This is a genomic window from Pseudomonas sp. H1_D04, from assembly GCF_054683855.1.
Genome location: NZ_CP162826.1, coordinates 5,568,071 through 5,589,525, shown reverse-complemented (window position 1 = coordinate 5,589,525; position 21,455 = coordinate 5,568,071). Strand labels below are relative to the sequence as shown.

General features: G+C 57.0%; 18 protein-coding genes and 4 pseudogenes. 4 read left to right on the top strand and 18 right to left on the bottom strand.

The features are described from left to right. Positions 1 to 282: 282 nt before the first annotated feature. The 8 genes from AB4N82_RS25845 to galB form a co-directional block, all read right to left on the bottom strand. On the bottom strand, positions 283 to 1,512 hold the full coding sequence (locus AB4N82_RS25845; RefSeq protein WP_032891418.1) for an OprD family porin: 1,230 nt from the start codon (positions 1,510 to 1,512) through the stop codon (positions 283 to 285). 91 nt (positions 1,513 to 1,603) lie between these two features. Further along, entirely contained in the window at positions 1,604 to 2,917 is a 1,314-nt protein-coding gene (locus AB4N82_RS25840; RefSeq protein ID WP_050442880.1) for a dicarboxylate/amino acid:cation symporter, read from the bottom strand. A gap of 54 nt (positions 2,918 to 2,971) precedes the next feature. Further along, on the bottom strand, positions 2,972 to 3,835 hold the full coding sequence (locus tag AB4N82_RS25835) for an amidohydrolase family protein (protein ID WP_095184829.1): 864 nt from the start codon (positions 3,833 to 3,835) through the stop codon (positions 2,972 to 2,974). Between the two features lie 112 nt (positions 3,836 to 3,947). Further along, complete coding sequence (locus AB4N82_RS25830) at positions 3,948 to 4,832, bottom strand: LysR family transcriptional regulator (RefSeq protein ID WP_032891421.1); 885 nt, start codon at positions 4,830 to 4,832, stop codon at positions 3,948 to 3,950. Between the two features lie 27 nt (positions 4,833 to 4,859). After that, positions 4,860 to 5,783 (bottom strand): NAD(P)-dependent oxidoreductase, encoded by a 924-nt coding sequence (locus tag AB4N82_RS25825; RefSeq protein WP_122765104.1) that lies wholly within the window; start codon positions 5,781 to 5,783, stop codon positions 4,860 to 4,862. Further along, positions 5,783 to 6,871: a 4-oxalomesaconate tautomerase gene (locus AB4N82_RS25820; RefSeq protein ID WP_122765105.1), complete on the bottom strand. Its 1,089-nt coding sequence runs from the start codon at positions 6,869 to 6,871 to the stop codon at positions 5,783 to 5,785. Before AB4N82_RS25820 ends, AB4N82_RS25825 begins: the two co-directional genes overlap by 1 nt. Before the next feature lie 5 nt (positions 6,872 to 6,876). Further along, positions 6,877 to 7,593 carry a 4-carboxy-4-hydroxy-2-oxoadipate aldolase/oxaloacetate decarboxylase gene (locus AB4N82_RS25815; protein WP_032891427.1) on the bottom strand — a complete coding sequence of 239 codons (717 nt, stop codon included), beginning with the start codon at positions 7,591 to 7,593 and terminating at the stop codon, positions 6,877 to 6,879. Continuing rightward, positions 7,590 to 8,324 (bottom strand): 4-oxalmesaconate hydratase, encoded by a 735-nt coding sequence (galB, locus tag AB4N82_RS25810; RefSeq protein WP_032891429.1) that lies wholly within the window; start codon positions 8,322 to 8,324, stop codon positions 7,590 to 7,592. The genes AB4N82_RS25815 and galB overlap by 4 nt, the downstream gene beginning before the upstream one ends. Before the next feature lie 155 nt (positions 8,325 to 8,479). Here galB and AB4N82_RS25805 point away from each other — a divergent pair, with 155 nt between their 5' ends. Then, positions 8,480 to 9,703, top strand: a complete 1,224-nt coding sequence (locus tag AB4N82_RS25805) for a LysR family transcriptional regulator (protein WP_122765106.1) — start codon at positions 8,480 to 8,482, stop codon at positions 9,701 to 9,703. Positions 9,704 to 9,746: 43 nt separating this feature from the next. Here the strand turns inward: AB4N82_RS25805 and AB4N82_RS25800 are convergent, their stop codons facing one another. The 5 genes from AB4N82_RS25800 to AB4N82_RS25780 form a co-directional block, all read right to left on the bottom strand. Then, a complete protein-coding gene (locus tag AB4N82_RS25800) occupies positions 9,747 to 10,130 on the bottom strand; it encodes a VOC family protein (RefSeq protein ID WP_122765107.1) in 384 nt (127 codons plus the stop codon). Between the two features lie 305 nt (positions 10,131 to 10,435). Continuing rightward, positions 10,436 to 10,729 (bottom strand): hypothetical protein, encoded by a 294-nt coding sequence (locus AB4N82_RS25795; protein WP_241089567.1) that lies wholly within the window; start codon positions 10,727 to 10,729, stop codon positions 10,436 to 10,438. 6 nt (positions 10,730 to 10,735) lie between these two features. Beyond that, positions 10,736 to 10,888, bottom strand: coding sequence for a hypothetical protein (locus AB4N82_RS25790; protein WP_177326467.1), 153 nt, complete (start codon positions 10,886 to 10,888; stop codon positions 10,736 to 10,738). Positions 10,889 to 10,956: 68 nt separating this feature from the next. Further along, positions 10,957 to 11,934, bottom strand: coding sequence for a carbon-nitrogen hydrolase family protein (locus tag AB4N82_RS25785; protein ID WP_032891439.1), 978 nt, complete (start codon positions 11,932 to 11,934; stop codon positions 10,957 to 10,959). Positions 11,935 to 11,973: 39 nt separating this feature from the next. Further along, entirely contained in the window at positions 11,974 to 13,410 is a 1,437-nt protein-coding gene (locus tag AB4N82_RS25780) for a purine-cytosine permease family protein (RefSeq protein WP_122765109.1), read from the bottom strand. A 275-nt stretch (positions 13,411 to 13,685) separates the two neighbouring features. Here AB4N82_RS25780 and AB4N82_RS25775 point away from each other — a divergent pair, with 275 nt between their 5' ends. Together AB4N82_RS25775 and AB4N82_RS25770 are read left to right on the top strand one after the other, a co-directional pair. After that, complete coding sequence (locus AB4N82_RS25775; RefSeq protein WP_032891444.1) at positions 13,686 to 14,579, top strand: LysR family transcriptional regulator; 894 nt, start codon at positions 13,686 to 13,688, stop codon at positions 14,577 to 14,579. A 292-nt stretch (positions 14,580 to 14,871) separates the two neighbouring features. Next, entirely contained in the window at positions 14,872 to 17,112 is a 2,241-nt protein-coding gene (locus AB4N82_RS25770; protein ID WP_460103731.1) for a putative bifunctional diguanylate cyclase/phosphodiesterase, read from the top strand. A gap of 112 nt (positions 17,113 to 17,224) precedes the next feature. On the opposite strand, the pseudogene AB4N82_RS25765 reads toward AB4N82_RS25770, so the two are convergent. Further along, a pseudogene (locus AB4N82_RS25765) lies at positions 17,225 to 17,614 on the bottom strand (LLM class flavin-dependent oxidoreductase); the annotation flags it as partial. 23 nt (positions 17,615 to 17,637) lie between these two features. On the opposite strand from AB4N82_RS25765, the pseudogene AB4N82_RS25760 reads away from it, so the two are divergent. Further along, positions 17,638 to 17,805 (top strand): annotated as a pseudogene (locus tag AB4N82_RS25760) (DDE-type integrase/transposase/recombinase); the annotation flags it as partial. Positions 17,806 to 17,862: 57 nt separating this feature from the next. Here the strand turns inward: AB4N82_RS25760 and AB4N82_RS25755 are convergent. From AB4N82_RS25755 to AB4N82_RS25740, 4 genes and pseudogenes are all read right to left on the bottom strand, one after another. Beyond that, positions 17,863 to 18,438 (bottom strand): TetR/AcrR family transcriptional regulator, encoded by a 576-nt coding sequence (locus AB4N82_RS25755; RefSeq protein ID WP_099602630.1) that lies wholly within the window; start codon positions 18,436 to 18,438, stop codon positions 17,863 to 17,865. Between the two features lie 11 nt (positions 18,439 to 18,449). After that, positions 18,450 to 20,090: an AMP-binding protein gene (locus AB4N82_RS25750; protein ID WP_122765111.1), complete on the bottom strand. Its 1,641-nt coding sequence runs from the start codon at positions 20,088 to 20,090 to the stop codon at positions 18,450 to 18,452. Between the two features lie 78 nt (positions 20,091 to 20,168). After that, positions 20,169 to 20,423 (bottom strand): annotated as a pseudogene (locus tag AB4N82_RS25745) (methyl-accepting chemotaxis protein); the annotation flags it as partial. 30 nt (positions 20,424 to 20,453) lie between these two features. Next, positions 20,454 to 21,077, bottom strand: a pseudogene (locus AB4N82_RS25740) (PAS domain-containing protein); the annotation flags it as partial. Positions 21,078 to 21,455: the final 378 nt, after the last annotated feature.

Below are 21,455 nucleotides of genomic sequence, written 5' to 3'. Positions count from 1 at the left end.
GCATGAGCGATAAAGGGGAGTGTTGGGTGCAACGCTCCGATGAGGCACTACTTTGGTCGTTTGAATTCAGAGTGGGTCCCCAAACTGGCTACAGATCGGAGCATGAGGCCCGAGCGGATGTGTGGCGCTGCGTATCGCGCTACAAATCGCCAGGCCTCAAAGCTTCAACGACTCTCGGTCACCCGACGTTAGGGAAAAGCTTGCGGCGTGAAACCTTAGCCGGCTTACAAGATCACTTGACCCGTTCGAACTGACTTCTTTACATCGATACTCGATCCAAGTTTAAAAGGATGTGAACAAGTAGCTTGCGATCAAGCGTGTCTCGTCAATATCTCTGGCAGCGTCACTTCGATAGGTTGCATTCCGTAATCGCACAGAGAACCCCTTTAACGATCCCTGGAAGGCGTAGTTTACGTCCACATCACGTTCCCACTCTTTCTCGGCACCGACCGTCTTCAGGCCGTCTCCCCGGATATAGGCCGTGAAAAAGCTCAACCCTGGGATACCCATGGCTGCGAAGTCGTAGCCATAGCGCAGCTGCCAGCTACGTTCGCCTGCGCTTCCGAAGTCGTGGTATTGAACGTAGTTGGGCAGGTAGGGGTTATTGATGTAAGGAAAGCCCGTAGCACCGCCCATGACTTGGTAGGACGCCATGACGCTATGCCCATTGTCTAAGGCGTAGCCGAGCGCGGCAGCATATGCGCGGTTATCAACCTCTCCCGCTTTGGCTGCGCCAACATCACGACTTGAGAAGGCACGCAGGTCAGTGGTCAACATGCCTTTGCCGAGGCGCGTGTTGTGTATCAATCCAGCGAACTGCTGACGGTAAACGTCATCAAGTTCGCCATAAAAGTACGTTGCACTCAGTTCTGGCGTCAGCTTGTAGGTCCCGCCGCCATATCGATAGTTGTCGCCGATACCGGTTGCACGATAGCGACCATCTTTCACTGCGAGGGTTATGTCCTGAAGGTCGGTAGAGTCGGGTGTGATTGTCTTATCGAATTGCGCCAGGTTCAGGGTCAGGCGATCTACGTCGGTAGAGTTGATCTGCCAGCCCTGGAACGTCTGAGGAAGCAGCCGGCTGTTGTTGTACTGAAGCACTGGAACCTTTGGCAATGACATGCCGTAGCGCAGTGATGTTTGAGATACTTTGAGTTTGACGCCATAGCCTGCTTTTGAGTATTCATCAACGGCCTCACCGGAAGCTCGTTTGGGGAGCAGGCCGCTACCGGAACGGTCTGGGCTCGAATCCAGTTTGTAACCTGCAAACACCAGTGCGTCGGCGCCAAAGCCGATTATTCCCGGTGTGTATCCCGACTCATAGTTGAGCAAAAAACCTTGGGCCCATTCTTCTCTTTTGGATACGCCCGTTCCCTGACGAAAATCCCCGTTGTAGTAGAAGTTTCGTGCTTCCAGGCGAATCTTGCTGTCCGCGATAAAATCATCGGCCATTGAGGTGTCGATGGAGATAAGTGCAGGTGTGAGCAAAGCAACATATAAGGCGCGGTTCATTTTTATTATTTTCCTGACGCAGGGAGTCGCTGCTCGGTGCTGGACCGAACAGTGACTGTTTAGAAATGGTGTGATCGATAGAGCAGAAGGTTTACGGCTTGGTGCCAAGTTCCTGGGCGAGCTTGTCGCGATCCAGTTCTTTTTCCCACGCTGAGACAACCAGCGCGGCGACACCGTTTCCCACCAGGTTAGTCATGGCGAGTCCGGTGCCCATGAAGCGGTGGATACCCAGAATCAACACCATGCCCGCCACCGGTACAAGCGGCACCACCATCAAGGTGCTGGTCAGCATGACAAAGGCGGCGCCTGACACACCGCTGGCACCCTTGGAAGTGAGCATGGCCACGATGACTAACGTCAGTTGTTGAGAAAGTGACAGGTCGATGTTCAGCGCTTGAGCGATGAAGAGCACCGACATCGTCAAATAGATGTTGGTACCGTCGAGGTTGAAGGAGTAGCCGGTGGGAATGACCAGCCCGACGACGGGCTTAGAGCACCCGAGTCGCTCCATCTTTTCCATGATCTGCGGCAGCACCACTTCCGATGAACTGGTGCCAAGCACGACCAGCAACTCCTCTTTGATGTAAGCGATAAAGCGCAGGATGCTGAACCCGCAAACTTTCGCCACGCCACCCAACACCACGATGACAAACAATGCACACAGGATATAAAAGCTGCCGACCAGTTTCATCAGCGGCAGGAGCGCACTGACACCGTAAGTACCGACGGTGAAAGCGATGGCGCCGAACGCGCCGATGGCGGAAAGCTTGGCGATGACGTGAACAATGCGAAAGAACACGCCGGACAGCCCTTCGATCATGTCGTAGACCGGTTTGCCTTTCTCACCCATGGCTGACAGCGCGCACCCGAAGAGCACGGAGACCAGCAATATGCAAAGCACGTTACCTTCGGCAAAGGCCTGCACAAACGTCGAGGGAATGATCCCCATCAGAAATTCGACCATGTGCATGTGCTGAGCTTTCTCGGCGAACCCGGTGACTGCCGACGCGTCCAGGGTATTCACATCGACATTGAAGCCTGCCCCTGGATTGAAAAGGTGCCCACCGATAAGGCCTATCAGCAGCGATACCGTCGAAATGACCTCGAAGTAGAGCAGTGCTTTCCCTCCGACCCGACCGACCTTTTTCAGGTCGCGCATACCGGCGATGCCGGTGACGACTGTGCAGAAAACTACAGGGCCGATGATCATCTTGATCAGCTTGATGAACGCATCGCCCAGCGGCTTGAGATCGGCCGCAAAGGTTGGCCAGAAATGGCCGACGGCGACTCCCGCGAGAATACCCAGCAGGACTTGAAAGTACATCGCGCGATAGAACGGCGGCTTGGTTTTCACCTTGGCGGGAAGGGTTACTTCTGCCTCAGCAGATGCGGGGCTGGGGTTCATGGCTTTCACTCACTGTAAGTCTTATTTTTGGAGGTGCAGCAAAGCTGGGTGCACTTAACGGCCGTAGAGCTTCATCGGGTTATCGATCAGCAGTTTTTGACGCAGCAGAGGATCGGCACAGAAATTGAACATCAGATCCACCAACCCGCCGTCGTTGGGCATGTCTTTACTGATGTTTGGATGCGGCCAATCAGTGCCCCACAGGACGCGTTCCGGCGCTAGCTCAATCAGCTTCTGCGCGAACGGAACGGCATCTTCGAATGGTCGCCGCCCGACCGATACACGCTCTGCGCCACATACCTTGACCCACGCAAGCGGATTTTCCATCAGTTGCTGCAATGCCAGGAAGGACTGCTGCTCAATACCATCCTGCGCTTTGACGCGACCCATGTGGTCGATGATGAAAGGTACGGGTATCCGCGCCAATCTTTCGGCATAAGTCAGGATGTCTTGTGCATCCAGGTGCAGGACGACATGCCACCCCAAATCCGCAAGGCGATCCACAGTGCTATCAAAGACGTCCAGGTCTGGCGCGCCACCCAGATGTGCAACGAAGTTGAACCGCACGCCACGAACACCGCCGGCGTCCATCTCGGCAAGCTGTTCATCGGTTTCGCTGCCGTCAACGATTGCTACGCCTCGATACCGTCCTTCACTCCGTGCAATAGCGTCGAGCATTGCGCGATTGTCACTGCCGTGACAGCTGGCCTGGACAATTACACCGCGCGTGAATCCCAAATGGTTGTGCAATGCCTGCAATGTTTCAAATGGGGCGTCTGGTGGGGTATAGCTACGATCATCGGCATAAGGGAAATCAGCCGCAGGACCGAATACATGGCAGTGCGCATCCCACGCACCGACAGGAAGCGGCTGCTTTGGTTTTGTTGGGTTGGCGTCAGGGGCGAGGCAGCTTTTCATCTCGTGTCCTTTATTATCGTTAGCGGAAGCGATAGCCGATGGTGGCCGCCTCGACGCCTTACAACAACAAGACACAGGCTCTAGCAGTTATGCGGATTTTGCATGCGTCTATTCAGTCTATGCAGATCTCACGAACCAATGACATGGTCTGTTGTGCCAGGCGAGACAGCGGGCGCTGCTCAAACGTTGCGATAAATAAGTGCGTCTGGATTGATGGATCAACGATCTGTGCAGCTTTGAGTCCTTCGAGTTTTCCGTCGCCGTTGGCCAAGGCCGAGCGAAACAGTACGCCGTAGCCCATGTTGAGATTGATCAATTCCAATAGCGACGGGATGCTATCGACCTCCAGGCAAACGTTCAGATGCACCTCATGCCTCGACGCTTCATTCTCGATGAGGCGGCGTATGGAGTGAGGTTCGCTGGGAGTGATTAAAGGGTATTGGCCCAAGTCTTTCATCGCTACCTGGGAGGGGAGGTTCGAGTGCTGGCTACCTATGAGCATCAATGGTTCTGAGTGTATGTGCTCATACTGCAGTTGTGCACTGTGGCCAGGATTGAAGAGCAGTGCGAAATCGAGGCGACCCAGGAGCAGCCACTCGCGCATCGAATGAGTCAGGCCTTCTTTGATCCCCAATATGCAGTCAGGAAAGCGCTCTCGGAAGGCAGAGACCACTGCCACAGTGTGGCGTCGGGAAATACTGGGAGGAAGCCCGACGACGACCTTGCCAGACAACGTATCGCGTTGTTCGCGCAGGTCTTCACGCGCCACCTGCACCTGCCGCAAGATGCCTTTGCCGTGATCGAACAAGCGTTGCCCGGAAGCGGTCAGTAAGACGCCTCGACCATTTCGCAAGAGCAGATGCTCCTGCAGCTCGACTTCAAGCTGCCTGACCTGACGGCTAACGACCGACTGAGAAATGTTCAGTACGGCGGCGGCCTTGGTGAAGCTGCCGAACTCGGCCACCCGTACGAAACATTCGAGCTGTTTTAGATCCATGAGTGCGACTCTGGGAAAAAAGCTATGTTACCGCTTTTCCCGGACAGTGCTTTCATGAGCGATTGGGCTGCCATACACCGTGTCGATCAGGTTTATCCAGTCGAATGGCTCAAGGTGTGAGTAATCAATATCGGCATCAAGCATGGCATCGACGAGCCCGAGCTGAGCGCTGACGATGGCTTGGCTCATGTTCGGAACCACGTCGACGTCGCGAGCGGTTTTTGCGACCTCTTTCATTTCCTCTGCGCGACGCCGACCGTGCTCGGCCACGCGACTGATCAAGTAGTGGGGTAGGGCGCTGTCCCAACCCATCTGCGGAAAACTCTGGTGCAATGACGCCAGCACCTCACCCTCGGCATGGTACTGGCGAGCGGTACTCAGGCATTCGGTGGTGAGCGCTTCCAGGCCTTTGATCATGATGCTTCGACACATCTTTATCGCTGAAGCTACGCCAATCACATCTGCCACTACCCGCACGTTCATGCCTAGCCCGCTTAATCGTTCAGCGACCAGGGTGGCGTGTTGGCCGCCTAACAGGATGGGTGTTTTCAAGCGTTGTGGCGGTACCGGCGCCATGACTGCGGCATCAATGTAATCGACGCCATGCAGCTCCATCGCTTTGGCTGCTGCCCGCTTCGTAGAGGGCGCCACCGAGTTGATGTCGATAAACAGTTGTCCGGGCTTCATCAGTGGCGCCGCGTTCAGTGCGACTTCGAGTGCGTTATCCGCTGTGACGGCTGAAATGATCCACTCGCCAAGCGCTATCGCTTGAGCCGCACCCTCGAACAGTTGAACGCCACACCGCTGGGCTTTTTCATGCAGCGCGGCTCGTTTGGCCGGGTCTTCAAGGAGTCGATCATAGGCGTAGATCTTCACGCCCTGTGCTGCAAGATCCTCGCCCAGAATGGCACCGGCTTCGCCGAAGCCGATCATAGATACGGTCGTGGTCATTACGATTTTACCGGTTTTTGCCAGACGTCGCCAGGAATGAGCACGTTGCCTTCGAACAACAGCCGTGCCGTGCGTACCAACCCGCAACCGGCTAACTGACCGTCAATTACACGCAGCTCCACCGTGAACTCGCCGGTTGGATGCTCGACAGACAATTGGACTCGATCACCTGTTTCTACTTGGGCCAAACTGCTCGCGACTGTCCCTTGAATCAGGCAGGCAGAGGCGACACTGACAGCGCCGAACACCCCTATTGATGTGTGACAGCGGTGAGGAATGAAGGTACGGCTGCCAATAGCGCCTCCGTTGCGGGGGGCTGCTATCAGGGACATTTTCGGTACTGTGCGCTCGCGCACATCTCCCAGATTCATCAACGGGCCCGCCTGCAGCCGGATCGATTCCAGCAACGCTTTGAGCGCCATGTCGGCGTCCAGTTGCTCGGGGTTTTCATCGCCCGTGCACCCCACATCAGTCGCCCTGATCAGCACAACAGGCATTCCATTGTCGATACACGTCACTTCAATGCCATCGAAGCGGTCAATGGCATTTCCGGTAGGCAAGAGCGCTCCGCAACTGGAGCCGGCAATGTCTTCGAACTCGACAATCAGAGAAGCACTGGTGCCAGGAACACCATCGATGCGGGTATCACCTGCGTACTCGACGATGCGGCCTGGAGTGGGGACTTTAGCCACCGCGATCTGCCCGGTGTTCACCATGAAAATCCGCACGGTCGTCAACAACTCGTCTGCGCTGATCAGCTCACGCTCGATTGAAAAGGGGCCGACGCCGGCAAGGATGTTTCCGCAGTTCTGACCGTAATCAACTTGAGCCTGTTCGACTGAAACCTGAGCAAACAGATAATCGACATCAGCATCCGGGCGATCCGAGCGGCGGATGATGGCGACCTTGCTGGTCAGCGAATTTGCGCCGCCGATGCCATCTATCTGGCGTGCATCGGGTGAGCCCATGACGGCCAGCAATACTTGATCACGCAGCTTACCTTCCGGCGGTAGATCGTCAGCCAGGAAGTAAGCGCCCTTGGAGGTGCCTCCACGCATCATGAGGCATGGAATTCGGGTCTGGCGCATGAAGGTCATCCTTGTACGTCAGTGAGGCTGTCGTAATAAGTCAGGCCCCGATCGATGAGCTTCTGACGCATCGCGTAAATATCCAGGCCCAACTCGCCAGCCGCCAGGCGCACGCGTTTCTGCTCTTCGATTTGGGCGCGTTTTCGGCTGGTTTCAAACACGTCTGGCAATTCTTCGCGGCGCACAATGACCACGCCGTCATCGTCTGCCACTACGACGTCCCCGGGCTCGACCAATTGGCCGGCGCAGATGATGGGCACGTTGACCGAACCCAGGGTTTCCTTGACCGTGCCTTGGGCATGCACAGCCCGCGACCATACCTTGAAGCCCATTTCCCGAAGCGTTCGGGTATCGCGCACCCCGGCGTCAATAATCAGGGCACGTACCCCTCGGGCCATCAACGAGGTGGCGAGCAAGTCGCCGAAGTATCCATCGGTGCAGGGAGACGATGTCGCGACCACCAGGATATCGTCGGGTTGGCATTGTTCGACCGCCACGTGAAACATCCAGTTGTCACCCGGCGCAACCAACACGGTCACCGCCGTTCCGCTGATGCTCTGGTTCTGCTGGATGGGACGAATGGCCGATTCCAACAAACCTTTACGTCCTTGGGCTTCATGCACGGTAGCAACACCAAAGCGATCCAGTTCGTCGATCAGCGCCGAATCGCCACGGGGAATGTTGCGCACGACAACTCCAGTTTTTCCGATCAGTGTGCTCATGCCAGGTTCTCCGTCACCCTTGGGAAGATGCTTTGATAGCCCTCGGCGTAAACGATGTTACGGGTAGAGGCGATACCCACGTTGCGTTTGGCCTGCACACCGCGTTGCAGGGCGACACGGGTGTAGTACTCCCAGAGATGTTCCTGACCAGCCATGCACTGGATGGCGGCGTATTTCTTGTCCCAGACTTCGGTGATGTCCAACAGCACATCCGGGCGCCATTCGCATTGCTCCGGCTGGTGGGGTTCGAAGCTGTAAACGGGTGGGGCACCCACAATTTTTTCGCCAGGCTTGTAGCCTTCGGCCTGAGCGATGATGCGCGCTTCCTGCGTCAGGTTCATCGCCAGCGGGTGATCGTAGTTGTAGGGGTCTTTGATCGAGTGACTGAGGACGAACTCCGGTTGCACGCGACGAAACACATCGGCCAAACGAAACAGCGTCTCTTTATCGGCGCGCATCGGGTAGTCGCCGATGTCGAAGAATTCCACGCTCGCGCCAAGTATCTCCGCTGCGGCTTCAGCCTCGCTGCGACGCGCGGTTTTGACCTTGTCTTCAGACATCTCCCCTTTGCGCCAGAGCTTGGCCGACTCACCTCTTTCGCCATAGGACAAGCACACGATGTGTACGGCATAACCTTGTTGGGCGTGCAGAGCGATGGCGCCACCTGCGCGCCAAACGAAATCGGCAGAGTGGGCGCTGACGACTAATGCAGTTTTTGTTTTATTGATCATCGAAGTGCTCTTCTTGCGGCTGTTTGATAGCACCCACAGTCGCATTTGAGGGGGAGGTTGAATAATGCGTTCGGCGGCAATAGGTATGCGTTTTACTTATCGGGATGAGTTATGCATGCTGTGCACCCGCTTTCTCAAAAACTCGGCAGGTAGGCATGCACAGTCCTGAGTTGCCCAATTTGATGCAGGTTCGCGCGTTCCTTCGCGTTGTCGAATACGGCAGCGTATCCAAGGCATCTGCCGTGCTATTTCGTGCGCAGCCTGTCGTGACACGCGCCATCCTGGCGCTGGAGAAGCGCCTCGGCGCCTCGCTGTTCGAACGCACCGTCAATGGTATGCGTCTGACCGATTACGGAGACCGTGTCATTCCTCGGGCTCGCCGGGCCTTGGAGGAATTGCTGGCCGTTCCGTCTTTGCTGGGGCAGGTATTGGGCCACTCCGCCGAGCCGCTTTACCTGTTCCAGACCCGCCGCCTGGAAATGTTCGCGAAACTCTGTGAAACCCACCATATGCAAACCACGGCGAGTGCGCTTGGCGTTTCGCAGCCCGCGATCAGTGCCGCCATCAAAGTGCTGGAGCAGGGCAGTGGTGCTGGCTTGTTTGAACGCACGCCTCACGGTTTGCTGCCGACCCGCGCGTGCCTTGCAATGTTGCTGCGAGTTCGGCGAGCACTGAATGAACTGCGTCACATCGATGCGGATATCGCTGCGTTGAGTGGTTCTCTTCAAGGTGCCGTGCACGTAGGGGCCTTGCCGCTCGGGCGCACGGGAATACTGCCAGAAGCCATCGTGCGCCTGACCCTGGAACACCCCCACGTACGAGTCGTCACAAACGAAAGCCCGTTTGACCTGCTAGCCAGTGAAATGCGCGCTGGCGATGTGGATTTTGTACTCGGCGCTCTGCGCCCGTCGGCCTACGCCAGGGATCTGCATAGCGAAGCCTTGCTGCGGGAGGAAATGGTGATCCTGGTACGCCGCGACCACCCTTGGCTGGAGCGGACGCCTTCCTATGAGGACTTGAGTGCCGCCCGCTGGATCTTGCCTCGCGCCGGCTCTCCGGCACGGCAACTGCTAGACGCGTTTTTTGCCCACATCGGCATCGCCGCACCCAGCCCAGTGATTGAAACGGGCGACCTGGCGATTTTGCGCGGTGTGTTGCTGCGCTCAGACATGCTCGCTGCCGTTTCGGCGCATCAACTGGAACACGAAATGGTCAGCGGTGAGCTGGTGCGACTGCCGCTTTCCCTTAGCCACACCACGCGACCTATTGGCCTGATCTCCAGAGCGGGGGCGCTTCAATCGCCTGCGGCGCAGGCGTTGATGGATAAGATTCGGGAGGTGGTAGGGGAGGCGGCGATGAAAATGGCAGAGGTATCCTGACACAGGTTCAACGTAGTTATTCGTCAGCAAGGTGTCTTGACCCCTACGCTGGCGTGAAACAGTAGGCAGCCAGCTTGTTGCCGTCGAGGTCACGCGCGTAAGCAGCGTACGCGTTGGGTGCCCAGTCTCGTGGCCCCGGCGTACCTTCGTCAGTTCCCCCACTGGCCAGCGCTGCGGCGTGGAAGGAGTCGATGGCTGCGCGGTCGGGTGCTGCGAAGCTAATAGTGACACCGTTACCCACGGTTGCAGGAGCACCGTTGGCTGGTTTCAGAACGTAGAACGATGGGGTGCTCTCCCCCCAGGCCGAGCCATCATCTTCTAAATCGATGATGCGTTTTTGTCCCAGCTCACCCAATACATGGTCGTAAAAATCGCGGGCTTTTTGCATATTATTGGTGCCGACGGTGATGTGCGTGAAGATAGACATTTAAGTATCCTTTTTGGTGAAAAGCGGCAGGTGGATATTGCTGTTTGTCCCGTTGCGAGATGAGCCCTGGCCTCCGTCGACAAGCCTGTTGGGTCCGAGATTTTTTCGCACAATCCGAGCCTTTGCAAAAAATGTGGTGAAGGAAGTTGTCTTGGCATCGGCACGAATGTAAACGGGGTTATCGACGCCAGCGCTGTGAAAGAGCAAGAGGCCAGCAATCCAGTCGAGATGCATGGAAGCTGAAAGCTTCGTGACCGCAAATTACGCGTCCATGCAGTTTTGGTCCCTTCGTAGTCTCAACAGCGTTACTTGTCACTAATGGTGATACCAGTGCGCACGCGCCGATCAATTGAAAGTTCAAAGATGTCAGGTCTTGAATAGTTGCCTGCCAAATCTAAGTCGTGAAGTTGCGCGTCCAGGCCCAAACTCAGCGAAACAAACGACACCCATTGAAACGCCTTGGTGGTCTCCATGGTGGTGGAGAACACCATTGGCACAAACGTCAGCGGATTTACCACTCCACCGAACATCACCAGTGCAGCGACCCAGTCGGGAAGCTGCGGATTGGAAAACGCAGTGACCGCCACCGCCGTCCCCATGATGATTCAGTCCAGATGCGCCTGCCGCACGCGTATCGGATTGGCCATGCCCAGGGCGCGAAGCTGGGCCGGGTAGTCGACAGAAGCCAGAACGGCGAAACCGCACAGCGCCCCCGGCGCGATGGATAACAGAGCGGTAGCCAGAAGCGCATGAACCATCAATTAGCCTTACTGATTCCGGGTCGACCTATGCACGGCCGCCCGGAACATATGGTTGAGGCGAGAGTTCAGGCGTCGCGCAGCGTTAACCCGGTGCGTACGCGTCGATCAATCGAGAGCTCGAAAACATCCGGACGCAAGTAATGCCCGGCCACATCGAGGTCATGGTGCTGGGCGTCGATCTGCGCTAGGTCGATGGTTGCCAGTATAATTCCAGGCTCTCCGAAGAGCGGTGCCGTCACCCAGGAACCATCAGGGGCGATCACACCAGATCCGCCATTGAACAGTACGTCTTCCTCCAGTGCCTTGCCGCCAACCCCACGCCGGTAAGCCGCCAACAACTCGGCCGGCACATCCCCAGCGGCCAGGTACTGGCCGGCGCAGAGCACAAAGCAGCGCCCTTCGAACGCGTAGGAACGGGCAGCGACATGGTGCATTTCCGGCATGTCCGGCCAGGCCGCCACATGAATCTGTTCGTCCTGTGCATGCAGAGCCTGGCGCGCCAGCGGGTGCCAGTGTTCCCAGCACACCAATCCGCCTACGCGACCAACCACGGTGTCGACCACCCTTAGCCCTGCGGCATCACCATTGGCCCATACCGTCCGTTCGGTGTGGGTGGGCGTCAGTTTGCGGTGCACATTCAAAATGGCGCCATCGGGGCCAATAGTGACCAGTGAGTTGTACAGCGAGCCGCCATGGTGTCGGGAGCGCTCGTTCATCCCCATAACCACGGTGACTGCGTTAACGCGCGCAGCCTCGCGAAGCTCCGCCAGGTCATCGTGCATGTCTTCAGGCTGGCCAATGACCGGGCTGTCTGCTAGTAGCTTGGCGTACCAGGACTTTGCTTGCGCATCGTCCCAGCCCGCCATTCCAAATACCCATGCTGGGTAGCAGCTCAGCCAGGTTTCCGGAAATATCACAAGTTGAGCCTCCTGGAGTGCTGCCTTTTTGATATGTTCGGCTGCCCGACGCATCGACTCGGCTCGATCAAGGAGAGCCGCAGGCATTTGCACAATGGCGACTGTTTTTTCGCGTTTGCTGGTCATTTAAAAACCTTTTTCTTTTGGTCGTTTATCGGTGAGTGCTCAGCCGGCAATACCTTCAAGCGCCAGTTGACTTTTGCGTTGCGCGGCAATCTCCGAGGGACGTTCGAGGTTGCGCGTCAGCACGAAATACAGGCCACCGGAAATCAGCAGGCCGGGGATGAATGCGATATCCGCACCGCCCATTACTTCAGCTACCGGGCCAACGAAAAACGGGATAGAGAAGAACGGCACCATCGCGACAAACCCGACCAGATAGGCAAGCACGCCGCGCCAGGCCCAACGGCCATATACGCCGTGCGGATTGAATATTTCGGCGATGGCGTATTCACCTTTGCGAATCGCATAAAAGTCGACAAGGTTGACCGCCGTCCATGGGATCAAGAAGTACAGCATAAGCAGCACAAATCCGTTGAAGCTGGCCATATAGGCATCCGGTAACGTCAACGCGATCACCAGCGACAACAGGCCAACTGTGCTCAGGCCGATCACTCTCACGCGGACACCTGGGCGCACTGGTCGGAAACCGTCCACTGCGCTGATGCCGGTTAGCATGGCGCCATAGCAGTTGATGCCGGTGACCGATAACTGTGCGACGGCGCCCACCAGCGCGACGAATATGCCAAAGCCAGGGAATAAATAATTGCCGGTTTGCACCAGCGAAACGATGCCATCGGCGCCCGGTATATAGCTGGACAACACCGCCCCCAGAGACATCAGCCAGGCCGCCGAAGCAGCCGCGCCCAGGTACGTCCAGAAGATCAGCCTGGAGCTGGACGAGTCTTGGGGCAGGTAGCGCGAATAATCTGAGACATAAACCGAGTAGCTGATGTTATAGCCCGCTGCGAGTGACAACTGCACTAGAAACGCAGTGGTGTTCCAGCCCGAGCCAACCGGTGTTGGGGCCGCCGCTGGCAGTGCAGTAACAGCCATCAATGTCACGATGCCAAACACCGCAATTAGCAGGTATGTGAGCCAACGCTGCACAAAGTGCAATAGGTCATAGCCCACCACTGCAATCACAATGCTGATCGTAATCAACGTGGGGTACCAAAACCACGTAGAGCCCGGTAGAACCAACTGTATGGCTTGGGTTACCAAAATGACGCCGAACACTATAAAACCGATGTAAACAAAGATGGTCGCCGCAAACGGCACAATGGCCCCACGGCTGCCGAATTGCGCGCGTGACTGGATCATCTGCGGCATGCCCATCTTCGGGCCCTGGTTGGCGTGCAAGGCCATGAACACGGTGCCGAAGCCAGCACCTATGATAACCGCCAGTACACTCCACAGAATGCTGAGCCCCATGCTCGGCCCAACGAAACCTACCATCATGGTGAGAAACACAAAGTTTCCGGTAAACCAGAACGGGCCTTGGTGCCAGACCTTACCGTGTCGCTCTGTACTAGGCACATAATCGATTGAGCGAGTTTCAATGGTGGGTCTGCCCGACCCTCTACGTCGTTGAGTTGTCATACCGCACTCCGTAAACATTATTTTTCTTCTGGGGGAAGTCGTGCTCGCGTGGGCCGCAGTTGCTCCCCTTCCTGCAGGACTTCTGCCCAGCAGCACTGCGAGTATCGAAAGAAAGAAATGGCCGGTAAATCCTCCAGTACAGAACCTGACTTGCTTGAAATCGCAACTAAAGCACGGCCTCTTTCGGTACCGTTCAGGCGCATTGATTCGCAAGGCAAATTTACTGGTATAAGGGCTGTGCCTATGGCATTTGTGAATCTGCACCGGAGGTCTTGATGCTTACCAATTTCTCAGACGTGGATCTGCGCAAACTGCGCATCTTTTGCACTATCGTCGAGGCTGGAGGCTTCACCTCCGCGCAGGTACGCCTAAATACCAGCCTGCCCCGCTTGAGCACATTGGTGCGAGATCTGGAAGTTCGCCTTGGCTTCACCCTCTGCCGTCGCGGCAAGAGCGGTTTTCAACTTACTGAGCAAGGCGCCCAAACTTATGCTGCGGCGCAGGAGCTGTATGCTGATATCGACCGCTTTCATCAGCGGGTAGTCATGCTTAACCAGAAGTATCCAGAGTTCTTGCAGATAGGCAGCGTCGATAACCTGCTTTCGCTCGACCAGGCACCGCTACCGCGGGCCCTCGCTTCCTTTCGACTAGTCTCGCCTCGTACACGCATCGACCTGCAGGTAATGCGCGCCGACGAGCTTGAGCAAGCCGTGCTCGAAGGACGTCTGCACCTCGCGATTGGTTGTTTTAACCACCAGCTTTCGGGCCTGCACTACCAAGAGCTATTCGAGGAAGAACAAAATCTGTATTGCGGGCGCGGACACCCTTTCTTCGAGCGTCCCGACGAGCACTTTACGGACGAGGAAATCGGTGCTGCAGATTACGTCGACCGTGGCTATATGCTCGAAAGCCGCCGGCCACACAAATTGCGTTTCGGTAACTCGGTAAGCGCTTTTTCCATGGAAGCCATCGCCACGCTGATTGCATCCGGTACCTGCATCGGCTTCCTGCCAACCCACTATGCCGATATCTGGGTCGCGCGTGGGATGCTGCGTGTAATTGCACCGCAGCGGTTAAGGTATAGCGCATCATTTCACTGCATCACCCGGCAAGGGCAAGTGCCGACGGAGTCACTGGCCAAGCTGCTGCAGGCGTTGCAGACGGCATAGTCATTGGTGACATTGAAGCCGAGCACGCAAGTTCGAAAATCAGACAAACAAACCCGTTCGTACGGCAAGCGCGATGCCGGATAGGAGGAGGTTGAAATTGCTACGAGTCGAGAAAGCGAAGTTAGCCAAATGGCGGCCATCTGATACTGTTTTTTATGTTGGATCTGAGTCTGTATTTAACTTGGCTACGCTCTATAGAGTGTATATCCGACGCACAAGTGGACAGTGATCGGCCGCCACTATTTCTGGCTCTCTGAAGACCGGACGACCTCGAGAGTCTTCAGGAATTACCATGAATATCCGTCCGAGCGTTCACTGCAAGACCTTCCCCGAGTCGCAACGTGACATTCTTGGCATGATCGCGACCGATCAGCATCTGGGCGACGTACTCTGTGCCATCTGCCAGATGCTCGACACACAGTCCCCCGAAAGCCTCTGCTCTATCCTGCTGACGGATGCTGAGGGTAAGCACTTGCTCAACGGCGCGGCACCCGGCCTACCGGCCGAGTACACCGAGGCGATTGATGGTATGGTCATTGGTCCACAAGAAGGGACATGCGGCACCGCAGCGTTTCGGCGCGAGCTTGTGGTCACCGAAGACATCGCCCATGACCCGAACTGGGAGCGCTTCCGCAGCCTGGCTCTGGGACATAACCTGCGTTCCTGCTGGTCAGTCCCTTTGCTTTCCCATCAAGGTACCGTGTTGGGTACATTTGCCCTGTACCAAAAGCGTACCCATGCGCCGGACGAGGCGCAGATTCAACAATTGGTCTTTGCCGCCCAACTTGCAGTCATTGCAATCCGCCACGAGCGTGACGGACGGCGACTGGAGGAAAGCGAACAACATTTTCGTTCATTGTTCACCTATAACCCCAACCCAGTGTTCGCCCTCGATCTGGCCGGCAACATCCAGAGCGTGAATCCTGCAGGCCTGAAGCTGAAACCGCACACTGCAATCAATTTCATTGGCCATCATTTTTCCCAGCTGGTGCTCGATGAGGATCTGCAACGGGTTAGTCAGCATTTTTGCGCTGCCCGTGCCGGAGTGCCTCAGCGCTTCGAGGCACAGCTTCGCGACGAAAGTGAGCGACTGTTGACCATGGATATCTCCAACCTGCCCATCATGGTCAACGGAGAGATCGTCGGAGTATTCGGCATTGCCCGAGATATCAGCGAACAGAAACATTTCGAGCGCCAATTGCGCTTCAATGCCAGCCATGACCGGCTAACCGGTTTGCTTAACCGTGTTTCGCTTGAAGAACGGCTTGCTCTGGATTGCCACATCAGTCGTCGGCATAAGCGTTGTCTGGCGGTGATGTGCATTGATCTGGATGGATTCAAATCCATCAACGATTCGATCGGGCATTACTTCGGCGATCAGGTACTGATCGAAGTGGCGCAACGTATGACCCAGCAAGTTCGTCCCGGTGACACCATCTTGCGTATGGGCGGTGACGAATTCATCGTGCTGCTGCCCGACCTGCTTCGTGATGAGGACGTTGTACCGGTGGCCGAGCGGCTGATGGCCGGCATTGCCAGACCCTACTGCATCCAGGGTATTGACCTGCATGTGACTGCAAGTGTCGGAATCACCCTGAGCGATGGTCACATCGAGCAGCCGATGCAACTGATCCAGCAAGCTGACATGGCTATGTACAAAGCCAAGCAGCAAGGGCGCAATAACTTTCAGTGGTACACCAGCGACCTCAATCAGCGTGTTTGCGAGCACGCGAGCCTGCGCAATGACCTGCAAAAGGCTATCGAAACTCAGTCATTCCAGCTTCATTACCAACCGCAGATAGACGCGCGCACTGGGCGGGTGGTCGGGATCGAAGCGTTGCTGCGCTGGGAGCACCCTGAAAAAGGATTTATTTCACCTGCAGTGTTTGTGCCGGTGGCAGAGGACAGTGGGCAGATCATCCCGCTGAGCCTCTGGGTGCTCGATACGGCCTGCGCGCAATTACGCCTGCTGGGTGAGCAGGGCATAAAGGACATTTCGATGGCCGTGAATATTTCGCCGATGCATTTCCAGCGTGGCCAGTTCGTCGAGTCTATCCAGGCAGTGCTGAGCAAATACGGCCTCAGCACCGGACAGTTGGAACTGGAGATTACCGAGTCGCTTCTGCTGCATAACGTTGAACAGGCGATCGACACGTTGCATCGGCTCAAGGCGTTGGGGGTGCGCATTGCGTTGGATGATTTCGGCACTGGCTTTTCCAGCCTCAGTTACCTAAAGCGTTTGCCGATCGACAAGATCAAGATCGACCGCTCGTTCATCCAGGAAATTGCTACCGATCGTCACGATGCGGCGATCACCCAAGGCATTATTTCCATGGCCCATCACCTTAGCCTGACGGTGGTCGCCGAAGGTGTGGAAACCACGTCTCAAGTGGATTTCCTTAAAGGCAGTCGCTGCGATATTTTTCAGGGGTATTACTTTGCCAAACCGATGCCCTTTGCAGACCTCGAAGCTTTCCTGAGTCATCGCGCGTGCCGGACCCTGACGCCCGATCCTGTCTTGTCCCAGGCATGAAAATCAAACGCCAAAGCGAATTTTCAGATTCAGACGACGCCGGTTGTCCTGAACTACACTTCAACGGATTCTGATCGAGGTCAGTGTAATGCGACTGAGTGAAGGGCCTCTAGACGGAACTACATTGCTTCATGACGTCCAGCCGCCAAACTTCCACGACCAGCCGCTGCATGTTCGGTATGCGTGGGTAATTGACCCATCCGGTGCTCGCGCGCGCGATCCAATCCAGTGACTGGCGACTATCGCCGGTCACGAGCATTGGAAGGCGTTAGGTGGTGGGTTTAGGAATCAGGTCTGCGCCGCGCATTTCAACAGCGCTCCAGTGGATGGGCTCAAAACTTGTGCTGTGGGGTCGGCAAATCACCTCGTAGTGCTCTCGAAAGATTTCTCCGCGTCTTTCGGGATCGACGCCAAAAGCCGAAAACTCTATCGGACGATCGCCGGAAGCCTCCCCCAGAATCATGCGACCTGAGCTCAACTGATCGACGCTTGCTGAACCCTCGATGCCGCTGCTAAGGAATCGTGCTCGGCCGAGCTTACAAGCAGCGGGGCAGGCCTCAAGGATTGTTATTGCACTCGGATCAAGGCTCGCAATAGGGCAATCGCCAGTTTCGTCAACGGCTTTGGCGTTACCGCATGCGCCAAAGCATGAGTCGTCGTGGAAACTGTTGGGACAATGCGCCGATGCAGAAGCGGCTTTCCACGCCATGATGGGCATCAGGTTTGAAATCCAGAGCAGGGCAGGGGCACTCAAGGTAGGGCGTTTATTGCGTGAATTACCGCATCGGCGATGGTCTTTGTAATAAGCCGACGCTGGCTGTTATCAACCTTCGGGCTCAGCCATATGGGTAGGCTGTTGAGCATGGGCAAAATCGCAGTAAGCGCCCCCTCGCGCAACGGGCCGCCGGGTTGATGGCCCAACTGGCCGACCAACTTCATGATTTCTGACTCATAGGCTAGCCTCAATCGCTCAACGCGTGCCTGCATCGGAGCGCCCAGGCAATTGGCATCCATGACCGCTAACTTGAAGTGCCCGGTCATCTGTTCATGCAATTTAAGATGGCCTTCGATCAGTTTTGTCAGGCGCTGCGCGGGCGTCAATCTTCGGGTTTTGATCAGGTCGACGTGCGACAACAGCGCCTGATAGAGCTCTGTCAGCCATTCAAACAGCATTGCTTCCTTGCTCTCCACATGGTGATAAATCGCTCCCGGGCTGATTCCAACATGCGCCGCCAATTCCCGCATGCTGACCTGGCTGAAACTACGTTCCTTGAACAGCTCCAGGGCTCTGCGCTGAAACTCCGAGCGGCTCAGCGTGGGAACCATACGCCCGTGGGTCATGTGTCGAGTGCCTGCTGTTTGGCAATTTCCTGGTTGCGCAGAATGAACCGCTGCAACTTGCCACTCGGGGTCTTGGGCAGTTGTTCGACGAACTCGATTTCCCGTGGGTACGCATGCGCGGCCAAGCGCTGTTTGACATGCAGACGCAGGGCTTCCGCCAACTCGGCACTGGGCAGGTACTGACGGTTCAGCACCACAAACGCCTTGATCAGCTCGGTGCGTTGCGGGTCGGGCTTGCCGATCACCGCGGCTTCGACGACTGCCGGATGCTCGATCAGCGCGCTCTCGACATCGAAAGGCCCCACGCGGTAGCCGGACGTGGTGATCACATCGTCGTTACGGCCTACAAAGCTGATACTGCCGTCCTCATTGAGCTCAACGATATCGCCGCTCAAGTAGTAACGGTCGACAAACGACTTGGTGGGCATGTGAAAGTAGCCATTGAACCAGCACAGGGGCGAGCGCGCGCGATCCACCGCCAGTACGCCCGGCTGAGCCGTCGGTAGTTCCCGATGCGCATCATCCAGCACGACAATCCGGTACCCGGGCACCGCATAACCGGCAGAACCCTCACGTACCGGATGGCGTAGCCCATGGTGATTGCACAGCACCATGCCAATTTCGGTTTGGCCGTAGTGGTCGTGAATGACCACCCCGAGCTGTTCGGCGAACCAACGGATGACTTGCGGGTTGAGCGGTTCCCCGGCGCTGCTGACGATACGCAACTGGCCACGCACGGCGTCGGCGAACTCGGCCCCGGCAGCAATCAGCAGGCGATAGGCCGTGGGCGAGCCGGCCAGGTTGCTGATCGCATACTTGGCGATAATCCGGCAGGTGCTTTCCACGGTGAAAGGGCCGTCATGGAACAGCGTGGCTCGGCCGCACGCCAGTGGCCCGGTCACTGCGTAATACAAGCCATAGGCCCAGCCGGGGTCGGCGAGGTTCCAGAAATGGTCGTCTTCGCGCAAGTCGATTGAATCGCGCATATAACTTTTGAAGGCCAGAATGGCGCTCAAAGGCACCTCAAGCGGCTTGGCAGGTCCTGTAGTGCCCGAGGTACACATCAGCAGGAAAGGCGCACTCGCGTCCAGCAGCTCAGGCGTGCAGTCGGCCTGTTGGCGCCCGAGGGCGTCCCAGAAACCGTAATCGCTCGGGTGCTGTGGGGTGCCGTCTGTCACGATGACGCGAGGGCAGTCGGGGATGTCATCCAGTTTGGGACGATTGTGGGCATCGGTCACGATCCAGCGTGCCCCGGAGCAATCCAATCGCTGCTCGATCGCCTTGGGCCCGAATGCGGTAAAGAGAGGTTGGTAGACCGCACCGATGCGCCAGGTCCCGAGGATAGTAATCACCAGTTCAACCGTGCGTGGCATGAGTCCGGCGACACGATCTCCCGGTTGTACCCCTTGCGCTCGCAGAAAGTTGGCAAAGCGCGCAGCGTGCACCTGCAGTTCGCTGAACGTGTAGTGCGTGGCGCGACCATCCCGCGTTTCGCAGTACAGCGCCACGGCATTGCCATGAGCGTGCCGGTCGCAGCACTCGATGCAGGCGTTCAAGGCTCCCGGTTCGCCGTGCAAGTCTTGAGCAGCCAGTTGTAGATAGTCGAAGGTTGACACTGCTGAGTCGTAATCGCGCATAACGTACCTGATTATTATTGTTGGGATTTGCCCTACGCCCACGCAAGCCGCGCAGGCGCAGGGATGTTGCTAGTTGTCCATCATCTCTGCCGCTTGCTGGGTCGCCTGGCTGGTCCGCGTGGCTAGCTTGCGCACTTCATCGGCGACCACTGCAAACCCGCGACCGGCTTCGCCTGCTCGCGCCGCCTCAATGGCGGCATTCAACGCCAGCAGGTTGGTCTGGCTGGCAATGCCCTGAATGGTGGCAACAATCTGCGTCAGCTTGGTGAGGGTTTCCTGCATCACCCGATGTTGTTGCGCCTGCGCCTCGCGCATCGTGCTTTCTTCATGGTGGGCATGTATGTCGGTGATGGCACCCACCACCCGTTGCGGGGAGCCGTCCTGCGCGCGGCGCGTTTGCCCACGACCGCGAAACCAGCGGTAAGTACCGTTTTTATGTTTGAGTCGATAATCCACATCGAACGGCGTCTTGCCGCTGCGGTCGTCCACATGGGCGACGAATGCGCCGATGGCCCGCGCGCTATCGTCGGGATGCAAGCGCGAGGTCCAGCTTTCCAGGGTGTTGGGGAACTCCTCAACGGTGTTGCATCCCAGCAGTCGGCGCATTTGCGAAGACCACCAAATGGTATTTTTCGGGTTCGCTGGGTCGCCTGCTACCACCTCGATATCCCAAAGCCCGTCATGCAGCATTTCCCGGGAAATGTCGAAACGTGTGGCCGCCAGTTCGAGCGCCTCGTTGTGCAGGTACTGGCCATGAATGTCACGAACGGTCCCAGCGATGCAGAGCGCTGCGCCTTGCGCATCGCGACGCGAGGCACCGCTTATGCTGCACCAGCGATAGTCGTAGCCGGGTGCAGGTTTCATCCGCACCTGGAGCGCAAATGCCGTCCGCCCGCTGCGATCAGCAAGGTGCCTGGCGAGCGCTGCCAGATGCACTTGCCGGTCATCCGGGTGCAACTGTTCACTCCACGCGCCGAGCTGATTCATAGCCTGGGCCTGGTTCGACGCTGGCCCCGTCCACGTCATTGAACATTCCGGCCCAGGTGCAGCGGTTCCATCCAGCTCCAGTTCCCAGAACAGTTCATCTGCGCCCTGTGTGATCAGTACCCAGCGCGCCTCCCATTGCCGCAACAGCGTGTCACGGCAGGCCAGGTGCTGTTCCAGTTGGCTGACGCGAAACGTCAGTGCGCAGGCCTGCTCCTTAACGGCTTGCCGCTCTTGCAGCAGTCGCTCGACGCTTGCCAGGATGCGGCGCACCAACCGGTTGTTCGACGACAATGGCGTGCTCGCCTGATCAGGCTGCTCCAGTCGGTCGGCGAGCTGCGCCAATACCCGGCGTGTGGTTCGGCTGAAAAAGAGCATGGG